This is a genomic window from Bradyrhizobium sp. STM 3562, from assembly GCF_045571435.1.
Classification (GTDB): domain Bacteria; phylum Pseudomonadota; class Alphaproteobacteria; order Rhizobiales; family Xanthobacteraceae; genus Bradyrhizobium.
The window spans coordinates 2653063-2669152 of the sequence record NZ_CP120694.1 but is presented as its reverse complement, the minus strand read 5'-3'; the positions used below and the strand labels follow the sequence as shown (position 1 = coordinate 2669152).

Genomic DNA, 16090 nt, shown 5'->3' with positions numbered 1-16090 from the left:
CCCCCCTCCTAGACCATACTGTATCCGCCGTTGACGCTGATCACCTGGCCGGTGATCCAGCTTCCGGCGTCGGACGCGAGCAGAGTGACCAGGGGCGCGACGTCGGAGGGTAATCCGAGCCGGCGGATGGCGTAGGCCTTGACGAGGTTCTCTCGGTTCGCGTCAACCCAGGTCTTGTCGTGGGCGGTCTCGATCAGGCCGAGCGAGATCGAGTTGGCCGTCACGCCGGAACGACCCCATTCGCGGGCCAGCGACTTCATCAAGGCGATCGTGCCCGCGCGCGCCGCAGCCGCGAGCGCCAGTCCGGATTCGCCGACCCTGGAGGAGTCGCCCATGATCGAGATGATGCGGCCGTGGCCTGATGCCTCGAGCAGCGGACCGGCGCCGTGGGAGCAGTTCAGCGCCCCGTAGAGACAGGTATCGATCTGTTTCTTCCAGTCATCGGGCGTGCTCTCGCTGAACCGCTTGCGGAAGACGAGCCCGGCATTATTCACCAGGATGTCCAGGCCTCCGAAATCATTCTTGATATCCGCGACCATCTTCTTGACGACACCCGCGTCCGCAATGTCCGCCTGGTAGGCCTTCGCCTTCCCGCCGGCCTTCTCGATCTCGGCGACCACCGCCTCGGCCTCAGTCTTCGAACTGTGATAGTTGACGGCGACGCTCGCCCCATGTTGCGCAAACATCCTGGAGATAGCTGCGCCGACGTCCCGCCCGCCTCCCGTCACGAGGGCAACGCGTCCTTTCAAGTCATTCATCTGCTTTTCCTTTTGCTTTGACTTTCGCTTGTTCCATCAGTCTGAAGATGCGTTCCGGCGTCATCGGGAGGATCGAGACGCCGACACCAAAGGGCGACAGGGCGTCGGCGATCGCGTTTGCGATGGCGGCCGGCGCGCCGATCGTGCCGCCCTCGCCCATGCCTCGAAAGCCGCCTGCGACGGCGGATTCGCTCTCGACATGGACGACGTCCAGCAGGGGGACTTCGGGCGCGGATGGGATCATGTAGTCGACCAGACTTGCGGTCAGGAGTTGGCCGTCCTCGTCGTAGATGAGCTCTTCGAACAGGGCTGCGCCGATACCCTGCGCGACCCCGCCGTGCACCTGGCCGTCGACGATCATCGGATTGATGATCCGACCGCAGTCTTCCGCGACGACGAATTTGAGGATCCGTACGAAGCACGTTGTCGGATCGATCTCGATGGCAGCAATGTGGGTGGCGGCAGCGGTCGTTCCGTTGATCGGATCGTAGGTGTAGGTGGCACTCAGCTCCTCGCGCGCTTCGACCGGCAAGGTCTTCATGTCGGAATAGACAGCTTTGGCGATCTGTTTGAAGGTCACCATGCGATCGGTACCGAGTACGACGGCTTTACCTCCGGTTACCTCGATGTCGTCCGCGCTGGCTTCCAGGAGATACGAGGCAACCCGCTTGATCTTCTCCTGCAGGATCTTCGAAGCATGCTTCGCCGCTCCGCCGCCGAGCACCGCGCTGCGGCTCGCGTAGGTTCCGGTCGACATCGGCACTTCGTCGCTGTCTCCCTGGATGACGCGCACGTCCTCGAACCGAGCACCCAAGTCGTCGGCGACAATCTGCGCCAGCGTGGTCTCGAGGCCCTGGCCATGGGACGCGACGCCGAAAGCCGCGGTGATCGCGCCCGTCGAGTCGATGCTGATTTTCGCGGTTTCCGACCCGGTGTTGATCGGCATGCCCGGGGCCACCGCGATTCTCGACCCGATACCGGTCAGTTCGGCGTAGGAAGCGATCCCAATGCCGAACAGCCGCCCCTGCCTCCGCGCTTCGGCCTGCTCTTTTCTCAGTTGATGGTAACCGGCCGCTTCCGCGGCGGCATCGAGGCACTCGATGAAGCCGGTCTTGTCCCAGATGATTCCGGAAGCGATCCGGTACGGAAACTCCTCGGCCCGGACCAGATTCCGGCGCCTGATCTCGAGCGGATCGATGCCGAGCGCCGCGGCGCCGAGGTCCATCAGACGCTCGGCGACGAAGGTCGAGATCGGTCGGCCGACGCCGCGGTACGGGCCGGTCGCCGGTTTGCAGGTGGCGACGCCGCGCACGGTACCCTTGTAAGATCGGATTTTGTAGGGCCCCGGAAGGAAGCTGACGACTTGGACGGGCTCCAGACCGCAGGTCCAGGGATAGATCGAGAATGCGCCCACGTCTCCGATCACGTCCGCCTGCAGCGAGGTCGCGATGCCGTTCGCGTCGAACCCCATCTCCGCGTCCACGATCTCGGCAAAGGCTTGGCTGCTGCTGCTGACGTCCTCGAGACGGTCGGCCGTCCACTTGATCGATCGACGGAGCTTGCGTGCCGCGATACAGATCAGAAGCTCCTCCGGATAGAGCGAGCCCTTAGAGCCGAAACTTCCGCCCACCTCCGGTGCGACCACCCGCAGCCGGTGGCCCGGGAGATCAAGCGACTCCGAGACGGCGTCGCGAACAATGCCGGGAATGTTCGACGAGGTGTAGAGCGTAATCGCTTCGCGGCGCTTGTCATACTCCGCGGCGTAGCTTCGCGGCTCCATCGCGAGCGGCGCCTTGCGCGTCATTTCGAAGCGCCCGCCCACCCTGACCGCCGCAACCTGCAGATCGGCGGCGACGTCTCCCTTCTTAAATTCGCGTGCGATCAGGACGTTGGTGCCGGCTTCTTCGTGCAGAAGCGGGGCGCCATCGGCGACGGCCAGTTCGGCGCGTGAGATCGCGCCGAGCGGCTCGTAATCGACCTCGATCAGTTCGAGCGCGTCCTCGGCGAGATACCGCGAGGCGGCGACAACGGCGACGACGGGCTCGCCCACATAGCGGACCTTCTTGGAGGCGAGAGGCATGATCGGCGTCGCATAATAGTTCTGCATCCGCGAGAACGGGATTACCGGCTTGAAGTCGTCGGCGATGTCCTCCGCCGTAAGCACGGCGACCACGCCAGGCACCTCCTGCGCCGCCGTGGTATCGATCCGTTCGATGCGCGCGTGCGCCTGGGCGCTGCGAAGGAATGCAAGATGGAGCGGCCGGTCCGGCTTGCGGTCGGCCGTGTATTCGCCGGTGCCGGTCAGAAGACGTGGGTCTTCGGTGCGCTTGATGGGCGCACCGACGTTTCGCGGCCTCAAGACGTCGGAAGGATTGACGTGCCGATCGCTATTCATAGCCCTCGGATCCCTTGCGCAGGCTTTGCCATTGCGCCTCGTCGTGACCGCAGATGACGGTGGCGCCCCCCTTCTCGATCCGCCGCACTTCCTCGAGGGTCTTCAGTTGCTGGTCGACGTTCCAGGTGTTGCGGGGCGCAGTATCCGCATCGAGGCTCTGGCGCAGGCTGACGGCGTCCGACGCCAGCAGAAACTGGCCGTCGCGATCGAGGCTGACGAGCGCGCCGAGCGTTCCCGGCGTGTGGCCGGGCAGCGGCACCAGCACGACGCTGGAATCATCGAACAGATCCTTCTCTCCGCTCACGGCCTCGATCGGCTGCCCGTAGTCCCAATCGGCCCTGAGATAGCCAGCCGCGTCGGCGCCCGGCGCCTTCGCGGCTTCGATCTCCTTCGCGTGAGCCAGGATCGTCGCCTTCCGGAAGAACTGGTTGCAGCCGCAATGATCAGGGTGGAAATGCGAGTTCACGACGATGTCGATGTCGTCGGGTCCGAGTCCGGTGCGAGCGAGGCTCGGCAGCAAGGTCTCATCGGCGCTCATGAGCGGTTTCATGACCTTGGCGAGCGGCCCCCAGCGACCCTCGGCGTCGTCGACCACGGATGGATGACAGCCGGTATCGAACAGCACGTTGCCCTGCTTGTGCCGGATCAGCGCGCTAGAGACAGGAAGATCGATGGTTTCGCTGCGATCGGCGACGGACATGTAGATGCTCTTCTTCATGCGAAGGCGGCCGGCGGAAAGGAAGTTCAGTTTCATGACGCTTTTTCCGTGCGCTTGGCGGCGGCACTCCTGATCGCCACGACGATGTTTTGATACCCGGTACAGCGGCAGAGATTTCCCGAGAGCCCCTCCCGGATATCGTCATCGCTCGCCAGCGGGTACTTGCGGAGCAGATCCTCGCCCGTCATCAGCATGCCGGGCGTGCAGAAGCCACATTGCAGTCCGTGGTGCTCGCGGAATTGTGCCTGCAGTTCGTTGAGGTCTTCGGGCGATCCGAGCCCCTCGACCGTGACGATGTCGGCGCCGTTAGCCTGAACGGCCAGCATCAGGCAGGAGCGCACGCTGTCGCCGTTCACCAGCACCGTGCAGGCGCCGCACACGCCGTGCTCGCATCCAACGTGGGTGCCGGTCAGTCCGAGCCGGTCACGCAGAAAGTCGGACAGCAGCATGCGCGGCTCGACGTCAGGAATGTCATACTTTGCGCTGTTCACAGTCACAGATAGATTTGTCGTCATCGGATCAGCCCTTCATCGCCAACGCCGTCCGTAATGCGCGCTTTGCCAATTGCGCGAGCAGATGCTTCCGGTAGTCGGCCGAAGCATGGAGGTCGTCGTTCGGGGAGACCAGGGAAACAACGATCTCCGAGAAACGATCCGGCGTCCTGTCGTCGAGCTGCATCGCGACGAGTTCGCTCTCCGCCTCCGTCAGCCTGCGCGGTGTGTTGGCCACGCCCATCACGGCGACGCGCGCCGCCTCCAGTCCGGACGGCCCGCGGCGGACGGCGACCGCGATGCTGGCGAGCGCGAAGTCGCCGAAGCGGCGCGCGACTTCCTCGAACGCCCAGGCATCCTGCGTAAGGATCGGAAATTCGATCTCCACCACGATCTCTTCGGGCTCCAGACAATTCGTCAGAGCGTCGACGAAGAATTCCTCAGGTGCGATCTTCCGCCGGCCGGATGGCCCCTGTACCGAGATTTGGGCGTCGTAGAATGTCGCGAGCATCGGAAGCTCGGCAGCGGGATCCGCGTGAGACAGACTGCCGCCGATGGTGCCCCGATTGCGGATCGCAAGGTGTGCCACGTGTCGCATGGCCGCCGCCATCACGGGCAGCTTCGCGGCGATGAGCGGGGAGAGTTCGAGCTCGCGATGACGCGTGAGCGCGCCGATGGCGATGCGGTCGCCCCGATCCTCGATGTACGACAATCCATTGATGCCGTTAAGGTCGACAAGCACCGAGGGCCGGGCCATCCGGAAGTTCAGAAGCGGCAGCAGGCTTTGACCGCCAGCCAGCACCTTTCCCTCGCCGTTCGACGCGACGAGCGCTTCGACGGCGGCGTCCACCGTCGCCGGCAAAACATAGGAAAATTTGGCAGGCTTCATCGCTCGCCCTCCAAGCTCGTTCCTTTCCCTGTCCGGTCTTATTCGCCGCGAAAACGCGGTGACCGTTTGTCAGCGAAAGCCCGCCGGCCTTCCTTGAAGTCTTCGCTCTCGGAGGCGGCGTCAATGAGCCGCTGCGTCGCGGCCAGATCAAGCGCCCCAGGCCCCATCGAAAGGCCATTGAGCATGTACTTGGCGCCCGCAATCGACAGCGGCGCGTTGGCCGCCAAGTGCCGCAGGAACTTCTCGGCGGCGAGCTCCACATCCTCGTGCAGCTCGTCGATCAGTCCCATCGATACGGCCTGCTCGGCCGGGTAGCGGTCCGCCGAATAGAGTATACGCTTCGCATTGGACACTCCGGTGAGCGCCAGGAGACGTTGCACGCTGTGCACGCCGTAGACGATCGACAGCTTGGCCGAGGGAATGCCAATGATCGCCGAGCGATCGCCGAAGCGGAAATCGCATGCCAGCGCGAGGTGGCAGCCGCCTCCCAGGCAATAGCCCGAGATCGCGGCCACGACTGGTTTTCCCAGCGCTGCGATCGCGTCCGAACAGGCGTCGACCGCGACCTCGTAGGCGGCACTCTGCTGCCTGTCGTCTCGACTCTTCTCGAATTCAGAGATGTCGGCGCCGGCCGAAAAGTCCTTGCCAGCGCCCCTGAGGACGACGCCTCGCACCTCCCGGTCGCTGGCGAGCCTCTCGAAGATCGCGGCCATTTCGCGCCACATCACGAGCGTCACAGCATTCTTCACGGAAGGTCGGTTTAGAATGACGTGCACGATACCGTCACGCCGCTCGATACGAATTTCCTCCAACGTGACCTCTCTGGCGCGCAGCCGGCGAATTCAGGGACTTCCGGCGAACAGTCGGCGCCCTTTGTCACTTGCATAAGTAGACTGATCCATTCAGGCTCGTCAAGCCCCCCGCAGGGCCCGCACCGTGTACGCATCCAGTGAAGACCCTGGTTAAGCCATTTTGGCGAATAGCTGACTGCGCTCAGGCGGCGTGAGCAGCGCTGTGAGGATGCCAATTCCAAGACAGTCCGCAAGCCAAGCCTGCGGGTGGATGTCGTTGAGCTTGGCGCTGGCGATGAACCGGCATAATCAATTGTTTAACAACAGTCTGTGCCACGCGGTCCGCCACGGTGGGCACCCCTCAGGATCCTTTGGCCTTCCCTCCTCGTTGGAATGGAGACGGCCCGAACAGGCGGCCGGAAGTACGCGCCTGGGCTCATCCGATTCCAAACCTTGTAGAGATTTCTCTTCAAGTCGGACTCGAACTGCTCATTCGTCAATCCGTCGACACCGGCTGCGCTGGATCGCACCTGCAGATAAGCTTCGTACACCTCTCCCTTGTCGATGTTGAACGGCTTGCTCAGGTGGTTCATCGACGTCCTCCTGTCACCAGTTGCAACGATGGCCAGCCCAGCCGATCCCTTCGCTCCGACTCCATTACGAGGAGCGATAGGAGGACTGGGAAGTGAAGCCAATACACAGATAAACGCCGCATTTCTTGACGACGTCTTGGGGGTGTACGGGAGACGATCCTACTGTCCGCCGCAGCCGGACCAAACAGTTGCGTGAGCGCATGGTTGCGGAACTTGTCGCCGAGGAAGGTTGGCCGCCGGTCCGCTTAGTCGCAAATCGGGGGCCTGAAGGGGCCCCCGAAAGCTTTGTCTTCACCACCAGTAGCGCCACGGGCGGTGCCACACGGCCGCCGGAAGTAAACACGAGGTGGCGGAGGCGGATAGAAGGCATAGGCGCCATAGAGATTCGGACGCAACCAGCAGCGGCCCCACGGATTGCAGACCCAGCGGACCTGCTCAATGTTGGTTTCGCCGTTTGACAACTGCTGAGCCTGAGGCAGGCCGTTTGGCATGGCCATCGCGCTCGGCATGGCTACCGCGCTCGCGGCCAAAGCTATCAGACCAACGAGAGTTGCCTTTATCTTCATCGGGATTCCTCCTTTGAAGAACCAATCATGCAGCAAAACGCGAAGGCTCCACGGTGGTTCACCGGAGGATTCCATTTTCATGTTTCTGAACAGCCATTTAACTTAAGCGAGCTAGACGTCGCTCGTCAGGTGGATCGCTTTACTGGCCGGATCGTTTCGGTCAACTTAGCGATGAGCACGGCAGTGGTTCTCGCCGCTCAGCAGCGCGGGAGCAACCGACGCCAGAGCCGCTGCGTCGCTGCATCCTCCAGATTGACGAATCATCACAAGCCATCGCCGCGGCCGATAAGAATCACGCGACGCGCCCCGCTCCGTTCACAAACAAAGGATCGAGCATACGGCCTATCGGGGCCATAGAATCCAACGTTGCGAAGGACAATCCCCAGTGATCTGTGTGAGTTCGAGACAGCGGCTTCGAGGTGACGTATTGCTTCAAGCGATCGGCGAACCACCAACGGCGGCGTGGGATCAAGTGGGTCGTGTTCGGAGTGCCGAGACCAGCTGATTAAGTTCCTACCCTAAGGACGGCGACGTCCTGCAGCATCGCTTTCTACCGGTCCCCGAAACCAGGGCTTTGACGGAAGCGACCTTCAGGCTGCAACGCAGTCTGTTCACGACCACCGTTGCGAGCACATCGTCTTGGACATCCTCGGCGCAAGGCCCGGCCCGCAGGGCCGGGCCCGTTTGCCTCAGTAATCCATCGCCGGAGCAGTCGGCGCTTCGGATTTCTTCGGCTTGTCCGCCACCAGCGCTTCCGTGGTGATCAGAAGCGATGCGACGGAGGCAGCGTCCTGCAGTGCCGTGCGGACTACCTTGGCGGGGTCGATCACGCCAGCTTTTACCAAGTCCTGGTATTCGCCGCTCGCTGCATTGAAGCCCCAATTATACTCCGCGTGCTCAAGCAGTTTGCCGACGATCAGTGAGCCATCCTCGCCGGCATTGATCGCGATCTGGCGCGCCGGTACCTGGATGGCGCGACGAACGATATCGACGCCCGCCTTCTGGTCGGCGTTGGTCGTCTTCACGCCATCGAGCGTCTTCAGCGCGCGCAACAGCGCCACGCCGCCGCCCGGCAGGATGCCCTCTTCGACGGCCGCTCGCGTCGCATGCAGCGCGTCGTCGACGCGGTCCTTCTTCTCCTTGACCTCGACTTCGGTCGCGCCGCCGACGCGGATCACCGCGACGCCACCGGCGAGCTTCGCCAGCCGCTCCTGTAGCTTCTCGCGATCGTAGTCGGAGGTGGTCTCCTCGACCTGGGCCTTGATCTGGGCGACGCGAGCCTCGATGTCCTTCTTGGCACCGGCACCTTCGACGATGGTTGTGTTCTCCTTCTCGATCACGACCTTCTTGGCGCGGCCGAGCATCGAAAGCGTGACGTTCTCGAGCTTGATGCCAAGGTCTTCCGCGATCGCGGTGCCGCCGGTGAGGATGGCGATGTCCTCCAGCATGGCCTTGCGGCGATCGCCGAATCCCGGCGCCTTCACTGCCGCGACTTTCAACCCGCCGCGCAGCCTGTTGACGACAAGTGTCGCCAAGGCCTCGCCTTCGACGTCTTCGGCCACGATCAAGAGCGGCTTGCCGGATTGCACCACGGCTTCAAGCAGCGGCAGCATCGTCTGCAAGCCCGACAGCTTCTTCTCGTGAATCAGGATGTAGGGGTCTTCCAGCTCGACCCGCATCTTCTCGGCGTTGGTGACGAAATAGGGCGAGACATAGCCGCGGTCGAACTGCATGCCCTCGACCACGTCGAGCTCGGTGTGCAGGCTCTTGGCCTCTTCCACCGTAATCACGCCCTCGTTGCCGACCTTGTGCATGGCTTCCGCCAGGAAGCGCCCAATCTCGGTGTCGCCATTGGCCGAGATCGTGCCAACCTGCGCAATCTCGTCGTTGGAAGTGACTTTCTTGGCGCGCGATTTCAGATCGGACACGATCGCGTCGACAGCCAGATCGATGCCGCGCTTGAGATCCATCGGGTTCATGCCCGCGGCAACGGCCTTGGCGCCCTCCTTGACGATCGCCTGCGCCAGAACGGTCGCGGTGGTTGTGCCGTCGCCGGCGAGATCGTTGGTCTTCGACGCCACCTCCCGGACCATCTGCGCGCCCATGTTCTCGAACTTGTCTTCGAGTTCGATCTCTTTCGCAACGGTGACGCCGTCCTTGGTGATGCGAGGCGCACCGAACGATTTTTCGATGACGACATTACGCCCCTTCGGACCGAGCGTGACCTTCACGGCATTGGCCAGCGTATCGATGCCCCGCAGCATCCGCTCGCGAGCTTCGGTGGAAAATTTAACGTCCTTGGCAGCCATGATTACAAGACTCCTTTCCCTTCAATGACTGTCAGCTTTGATGCAGCGTCAGGCGGCTTTCTTGAGCGAAGCGCTGGTCTCGACGACGCCGAGCAGATCATTCTCCTTCATGATCAGGTAGTCATGGCCGTCGATCTTCACCTCGGTCCCGGACCATTTCCCGAACAGGACGCGGTCACCGACTTTGACGTCGATCGGGACCAACTGGCCCTGCTCATTCCGACCACCGGGGCCCGCAGCGACGATTTCGCCCTCCTGCGGTTTCTCCTTTGCGGTGTCGGGAATGATAATCCCACCTTTGGTCCTTTCTTGCGCATCGATGCGGCGCACGAGCACACGGTCGTGCAGCGGACGGAAATGCATGCACATCCTCCTTGTATAGGTCAGCGATGTCATAGGACCCGAGGCTGGAACCAGCCCCCGGGCGAGAAACGAGCTAGGAAAGAACAGGAACGGTTCAAGAGGGTCGCAAAAAATTTTTGGCACTTTGAAAGGCAGAGTGCCAGCCGCCCTTCGAAGGGCCGTTCCGTGTCGAATCTGACTGCCGCTGTCGGCTCGAAATCCACCAGGAGGGGTTATTGGTATGAAATACGAGTTTTTACAATCGGTTATTGACAAATCCCGCACTGCTCTGCTGCCCGGGACTTCTCTCGTTCCTCACAGCCACTCAACTTTCTCGATCCTGTAAGTCCTCTCGCCCCGAGGAGCCTCCACGACAACGGCTGTGCCTTTGGCCTTCCCGACCAATGCGCGGCCGATTGGCGAAGCAACAGAGATCTTGCCCATGCTCGCGTTGGCCTCTGGCTCGCCGACGAGTTGACAGATCCGCTTTTCGCCGGTGTCCTCATCCACCAGCGTTACCGTCGCGCCGAATTTGACTGTTTCGCCCGAAAGCTTGGAGACATCGATGACTTCCGCACGCGCGAGTTTGTCCTCCAGCTCGGCTATTCGCACCTCGTTGACGCTCTGGTCGGCAAGCGCGGCCTGATATTCGGAGTTCTCAACCAAGTTGGGGTCATCGGCGATGGCCTCGTGTATCCGCTTGGCGAGGCGAGGCCGCTCGTTTCGGACGCGATCCCTCAGCTCATTCTCAAGGGCAGCATGGCCCGCCGCGGTCATAGGATATTTCATCGGTCAACTTCTTGAACCAACATTTCGTTTCGCGAAAATGCACACTCACCCGGACAAGTGCTGGAAGGGCGCTTAGGCCTCCTACGGCTTAGTGCCTTGCCGGTAGCGGCTGCTTTCGAAATCAATCCGCCGTTTTGCTTCGCTTCGCGGAGCCGGGCCCAACGAGGCATAAGCGTGGTAGTTCCATTGCAGAGGATTGATCGCGAGCGGCAGTCTACGACCTGGTGGCCGATAAGCCGAATGAACTGTTGTCCGGCAGCAGATCGCACTTGTCGCTCGCATTGGCCCAGGAACCGGCGCTCTGCCCGTGAGTTTTGTTCGCATGCCGCAGCGACTGCAGTCCAACCCGGCTGCGCCTTGCAGCGTTGGGCTGCGCCATCGATGGGAAGATGGAGGGTTGACCAATGTTGCAGCATCACGGACCTACTCCTCCGCTGACGAGCATTGCAGCGCTTCTGACGCGAAAGCAGGATTTGCTCAGTCGGCTGGACGAATATCCTGGCTCTAAGGAGCGCGAGGAGATCGAGCGCCTCCTCGAAAAAATCGATGAAGAACTGAACGCGGTGGACAGCCCCGACAGGCTTTAGGGGCTTGGGCCGCGCTTCCGAGCGCGGACGGCCCTAATCGTTGCAACTCGGAACCCATTAACGCGTGCACAGGACCCTGTCCTGAATTGGATCAATGTAGCTCGAAGCAATCCAGTTTCCCGCATGGCCTTCTCGCCAAGCATTCAACAGGACAGGACGACATGCCTCGAAGGCCTACCCAGGCGCCCACTGATCCAGTGGGCGGTATCCCGTCCTCTGGACAAATGCTACCCTGCCCTTTCTGCGGCAGCCTGGAGATTTGGGTAAACCGCGATCTCGATCCCAAATTCGTTGCATGCAAAAAATGCTCGGCATTCGGTCCTACGGCGCCGACCGTCTCAAAGGCGATTGAGCGCTGGAACAAACGCGCTGCCACGCCCGCGGTTAGGTCGGGCTAAAAGCTAGTCGGCGATTTTCGATCCCTCGCGTAACTGCGCTGGCACTGCACAGAGGCACTACCCGTGCCGGTCTCGCATGGAGTCATATCCAACGCCTCTCTTGATAGTCCATCGGCAGACAGAGAAGGAGAGTCAGCATCGCCGGTACGGCATCCAGCGTACCAATTTGACAGGGACGCGGAACCGGATTTGGGCCCTTCGATCCGTTCACCCCGTTCGTCGGAAGCCTTGCCCTGTGCAGCGAGCGCGATCGGGACACTATGGACTCGCCATTCCCGGCAACTCATTTCTGATGCCGGTCATGATGAAGTTCACGCCGATCGCTGCGACGACGAGAGCCATGACCCGGTCATGACGCTAATGCCGGTTCTGCCCAAGAAGCGCTCTATGGCTGCAGCCGCCCAGAGCGTCAGTGCGATAAGGACGGTCGCGACCAGTGCGGCTGCCGCGAGCAGCGCCTTGGCGATCCAGTCAGGATTGTCATTGGAAAGAGTGATCATGATGCTCATCTCGGCCGGTCCGACCAGCAGCGGAAACGCGAAAGGCGTAATCGCGAGGCCGCGGATATCGACCTCGCCACCGCTTGTCTCGTCGGCCCGTGGAACGAATTTCCCATATTGGGCCTGAAACATTTCGAATGCGATTACCAGCGCGAGTAGCCCACCTGCTATGCGAAAGTCATCAAGCCCGACATTGAAGAACTGCAGGATCTCCTTTCCAAGCACGGCAGATCCAACAAAGAAGACCGCCACCGCTGAACAAGCCAGAAGAATGATACGCTGCGTTTTGATGGTCCCTGCCTGGCGCGTCAGCGCCAAGAATATTGGAATGACGCCGACGGGGTTCGTCAGCGCGTAGAGCAACATCGTAATGCCGATAAACTTATTCCAAGCCATGGCAGTCGTTTGTTGAACGTCTGCAACAACGATCCTGTCCATAGATGTACCCAAACGTGCCAACAATTGCGATGCTGACGGCCCTCGGTGCACTGGGTGTTTCTAAGACAGACTGCCCAGGCCAATTTGGTGCTCAGCGATGACCGCAACCACCGGCTTGACAGGACGCCAGAAAATCGTACCAAAATGGCCGCTGTGGAGCCCTTCAGGGTGCCTGTTCACGGGCTTTGGCGCGGCGTTCACGGAACCACGACATCATCTATCAACTCGTTGCCGATCGGGCGGAGCCAAACCTGCGCGCGACCGTGCGCAGCCGCTTGACCGGAAAGCCCATGAACGATCCCAAACCTAGCGCCAAGATGAGCGCTGTCTCGGCCGGCGTCGCCGGTCTTGATGGTATCCTTGATGGCGGATTTGCTTCAAACAGGGTGCATCTGATCGAAGGCCAGCCAGGGACGGGCAAGACGACGCTTGCGCTTCAATTTCTTCTCGATGGGGCTGCGAGGGGCGAGCGTTGTTTGTACATCACTCTATCGGAGAGCAAGGACGAACTAGAGCAGGTGGCCGAGACCCATGGCTGGGATCTCCACGGCATCGAAATTTTTGAGCTCGTCCCAGCGGAGCTCAGCCTGGATCCCAAGCAACAGCAAACCGTGGTCTATGCCTCGGATCTTGAGCTTGGCGAAACCATAAAAATGACCTTCGACCAAGTCAGGCGGGTAGCCCCTGCCCGCGTCGTCTTCGACAGCCTCTCCGAGATCAGGCTCCTTGCGCAAAACCCGTTGCGCTATCGCAGGCAGGTGATCGCGCTCAAGCACTTCTTCGCGCAACAGAAGTGCACCGCGTTGTTTCTGGACGATCTCACCGAGGAGCGCGATGACCTCAACCTTCACAGCCTCGTGCACGGTGTGATCCGGCTCGATCACTATGCCCTGCAATACGGAGCCGAGCGGCGGAGGCTGCGCATCTTCAAGATGCGCGGACGCAATTTCCGCGGCGGCTTTCATGATTTTGTGATTCGCAAGGGCGGCATTGCGCTATTCCCGCGGCTGATCGCAGCCGAGCACGCCGACAGCGCGACGGCTACCGAACCGCTCCTGAGCGGTATCACTGAGCTTGACCAGTTGCTCGGTGAAGGGCTCGACCGCGGCACCAGCACGCTACTGATGGGGCCCTCCGGATCAGGGAAATCGTCTCTCGCAATGCAGTTCGTCATGGCAGCACTTCAGCGTGGCGAGCGCGCCCTCTTTGTAACGTTCGACGAGACAAAGGCGATCCTCAGCAAGCGCGCAGCCGGCATGGGCTGGCTCCTGGAAGGGCCGGTCGCCTCCGGACAGCTGATTCTCGAACAGGTCGATCCCGCCGAGCTCTCTCCGGGAGAACTGACGGGGATGCTCCGTCGGCGGGTCGAAGCGGATCATGTTGGGATCGTGGTGCTGGACAGTTTGAGCGGCTACCAGAACGCGATGCCTGCCGAGCAGTTCATGCTGCTGCTGATGCATGAAATGCTGACGTATCTCAACCATCGTGGGGTGGTGACGATCCTGACATTGGCCCAGCACGGCTTGGTCGGCTCGATGCAATCCAGCGTCGACCTGACCTATCTGAGCGACACTGTTCTGCTCCTGCGCTTCTTTGAGGCCGCCGGAAAGATTCGCCGCGCCATCTCGGTACTCAAGAAGCGCACCGGCCGCCACGAAGACGAGATCCGGGAATACCGCTTCGACAATCGAGGGATCCGCGTCGGTCCCCCGCTCTCGGAGTTCCAAGGTGTTTTGTCCGGTTCGCCGACATATACCGGGCGACATGGCGCGCTGCTTACGGCGAGAACCAATGGACAGCCTTGAACGAGACTTGGCCGAGCCGGTGCTCGTGCTGGCACCGTTCGGCCGTGATGCGGAGGTGGTGCGTGCGACCCTGCGCGAGGCCGGCATCGAGGCTCTGGAGCAATCCAGTCTTCCGCAACTAGTCGGCAATCTCAGCCGGGCTGCTGCGGCCGTCCTCGCCGAGGAAGCGCTCATGCACGAGAATCGCGGCGCCCTGGCACAGTGGATCGCGAGCCAACCGCCGTGGTCGGACTTCCCCTTCGTACTGCTCACGCTGCGCACAGGACAAAATGGTCCTGCTCTGGGGGAGCTGATCGAACTGCTTGGCAACGTCACCGTGCTCGAGCGACCGTTGGCCGCGACGTCGCTCAAGAGCGCGGTCTGGTCAGCTATTCGAGCTCGCAGGCGCCAGCGTCAGGCCGAGCAATATCTGCGGCAATTGAAAGAGCTGGCGGCGTCATTGGAGCGGCGTGTGGAAGAGCGGACCGAGCAGCTCTCCGAAGCGAACAGGCGGCTGATGGCGGAGATGGCGGAGCGTGAACGCACCGAAGTCGCGCTGCGTCAGGCACAGAAGATGGAAGCGGTCGGGCAACTCACGGGCGGCATCGCGCACGATTTCAACAATCTGTTGATGGCGATCATGGGAAGCCTCGAGCTGATCTCGGTTCGGGCGAACGACGAGCGCGTTCAGAAGTATGTCCGCAACGCCATGCATGGCGCCCAACGCGGAGCCAAGCTCGTCGAGCAGCTGCTTGCGTTCTCTCGCAAGCAACATCTTACTCCAGAGCCTGTCGATACCAACGAGCTGGTGCGGACGGTCGCGGAGCTGCTGTCACGAACTTTGGGAACGGCGGTCCGGGTCGACGTGGTCACACAAAAGGACCTTTGGCCCGCGTTGGTCGATGCAACGCAGCTGGAGCTGATGCTGCTTAACCTGGCGATCAACGCGCGAGATGCGATGCCGCAAGGTGGTCTCATTACGATCGAGACGACCGGCGTGGATTGCGTTCCCGGTGATCTGGAAGCGGACCTGAAGCCCGGCCAGTATGTGTCGATTGCAGTGAGAGATACCGGGACCGGTATGCCGCCGGAGGTTCTGGCTCGAGCCTTCGACCCGTTCTTCACAACGAAACCGCCCGGTAAGGGGACAGGCCTCGGGTTGTCGCAGGTATACGGCTTTGCCCGTCAGTCGGGCGGAACGGCCAAAATCGAGAGTGAAGTTGGCCGGGGGACGGTGGTGCGCATTTTGCTGCCACGCTCGATGGATGCTGTCAAAAAGGAGAACCACCTGGCCGGCTCGCCAGGTGCAGGTAGAAAGGAGTTGATCCTTGTGATCGACGACGATCCTGGCGTCTTGGAAACGACGCGCAGCATACTGGACGATCTGGGATACCGAGCAATCGCGGCTGACAACCTGGACGCCGCGCTAGCGGAGATTTCTGATCAGGTCCTCGATCTGGCGATCGTCGATCTCGCGATGCCCGGTGTGTCCGGCTTGGAAGTCGGGCTCGAACTGCAGCGACGGCAGCCTGGCTTGCCAATTGTGTATTGCAGTGGCTATCCCGACCTTGTCGAAGCCACAAGCAAGCGCATCGGTGGCGGCCTCTTTCTGAGCAAGCCCTATTCATCCAGGGAACTCTCAGCCAAGATTGAATCGATGCTTCGTGCCAAAGCGGCGAGCGCTTCTTTGGAGGCGGGGACCGATCAGTCATAGTACTGATTGTGACTCGCCTCGGCTGATC

Annotated in this window: 14 protein-coding genes and 1 pseudogene; 4 read left to right on the top strand and 11 right to left on the bottom strand. The window is 61.5% G+C overall.

Annotation, left to right across the window (positions count from 1 at the left end):
- Positions 1-8 precede the first annotated feature (8 nt).
- The 10 genes and pseudogenes from P6U23_RS12255 to greA form a co-directional block, all read right to left on the bottom strand.
- Positions 9-758, bottom strand: coding sequence for an SDR family NAD(P)-dependent oxidoreductase (locus tag P6U23_RS12255; protein ID WP_407180022.1), 750 nt, complete (start codon positions 756-758; stop codon positions 9-11).
- Positions 751-3153 (bottom strand): xanthine dehydrogenase family protein molybdopterin-binding subunit, encoded by a 2403-nt coding sequence (locus P6U23_RS12250; protein WP_407180021.1) that lies wholly within the window; start codon positions 3151-3153, stop codon positions 751-753. The genes P6U23_RS12255 and P6U23_RS12250 overlap by 8 nt, the downstream gene beginning before the upstream one ends.
- On the bottom strand, positions 3146-3907 hold the full coding sequence (locus P6U23_RS12245) for an N-acyl homoserine lactonase family protein (protein WP_407180020.1): 762 nt from the start codon (positions 3905-3907) through the stop codon (positions 3146-3148). Before P6U23_RS12245 ends, P6U23_RS12250 begins: the two co-directional genes overlap by 8 nt.
- Positions 3904-4386, bottom strand: coding sequence for a (2Fe-2S)-binding protein (locus P6U23_RS12240; protein ID WP_407180019.1), 483 nt, complete (start codon positions 4384-4386; stop codon positions 3904-3906). Before P6U23_RS12240 ends, P6U23_RS12245 begins: the two co-directional genes overlap by 4 nt.
- A gap of 4 nt (positions 4387-4390) precedes the next feature.
- Positions 4391-5251 (bottom strand): FAD binding domain-containing protein, encoded by an 861-nt coding sequence (locus P6U23_RS12235; RefSeq protein WP_407180018.1) that lies wholly within the window; start codon positions 5249-5251, stop codon positions 4391-4393.
- 38 nt (positions 5252-5289) lie between these two features.
- The gene (locus tag P6U23_RS12230) at positions 5290-5988 is read right to left on the bottom strand and encodes an enoyl-CoA hydratase-related protein (protein WP_407181430.1); all 699 of its coding nucleotides are present in this window, start codon (positions 5986-5988) and stop codon (positions 5290-5292) included.
- Positions 5989-6343: 355 nt separating this feature from the next.
- Positions 6344-6635: pseudogene (locus P6U23_RS12225) on the bottom strand (group II intron reverse transcriptase/maturase); the annotation flags it as partial.
- A gap of 1255 nt (positions 6636-7890) precedes the next feature.
- Positions 7891-9510 (bottom strand): chaperonin GroEL, encoded by a 1620-nt coding sequence (gene groL / locus P6U23_RS12220; protein ID WP_407180017.1) that lies wholly within the window; start codon positions 9508-9510, stop codon positions 7891-7893.
- A 48-nt stretch (positions 9511-9558) separates the two neighbouring features.
- The gene (groES, locus tag P6U23_RS12215; RefSeq protein WP_407180016.1) at positions 9559-9873 is read right to left on the bottom strand and encodes a co-chaperone GroES; all 315 of its coding nucleotides are present in this window, start codon (positions 9871-9873) and stop codon (positions 9559-9561) included.
- 294 nt (positions 9874-10167) lie between these two features.
- Positions 10168-10641: a transcription elongation factor GreA gene (gene greA, locus P6U23_RS12210; protein WP_407180015.1), complete on the bottom strand. Its 474-nt coding sequence runs from the start codon at positions 10639-10641 to the stop codon at positions 10168-10170.
- Between the two features lie 404 nt (positions 10642-11045).
- On the opposite strand from greA, the gene P6U23_RS12205 reads away from it, so the two are divergent.
- On the top strand, positions 11046-11228 hold the full coding sequence (locus tag P6U23_RS12205; RefSeq protein ID WP_407180014.1) for a hypothetical protein: 183 nt from the start codon (positions 11046-11048) through the stop codon (positions 11226-11228).
- A gap of 161 nt (positions 11229-11389) precedes the next feature.
- On the top strand, positions 11390-11626 hold the full coding sequence (locus tag P6U23_RS12200; protein WP_407180013.1) for a Lar family restriction alleviation protein: 237 nt from the start codon (positions 11390-11392) through the stop codon (positions 11624-11626).
- Between the two features lie 311 nt (positions 11627-11937).
- On the opposite strand, the gene P6U23_RS12195 is transcribed toward P6U23_RS12200, so the two are convergent.
- On the bottom strand, positions 11938-12564 hold the full coding sequence (locus P6U23_RS12195; RefSeq protein WP_407180012.1) for a MarC family protein: 627 nt from the start codon (positions 12562-12564) through the stop codon (positions 11938-11940).
- A 317-nt stretch (positions 12565-12881) separates the two neighbouring features.
- Here P6U23_RS12195 and P6U23_RS12190 point away from each other — a divergent pair, with 317 nt between their 5' ends.
- The gene (locus tag P6U23_RS12190; RefSeq protein WP_407181429.1) at positions 12882-14369 is read left to right on the top strand and encodes an ATPase domain-containing protein; all 1488 of its coding nucleotides are present in this window, start codon (positions 12882-12884) and stop codon (positions 14367-14369) included.
- Positions 14356-16062 (top strand): ATP-binding protein, encoded by a 1707-nt coding sequence (locus P6U23_RS12185; protein WP_407180011.1) that lies wholly within the window; start codon positions 14356-14358, stop codon positions 16060-16062. The genes P6U23_RS12190 and P6U23_RS12185 overlap by 14 nt, the downstream gene beginning before the upstream one ends.
- The last annotated feature ends 28 nt before the right edge of the window (positions 16063-16090 follow it).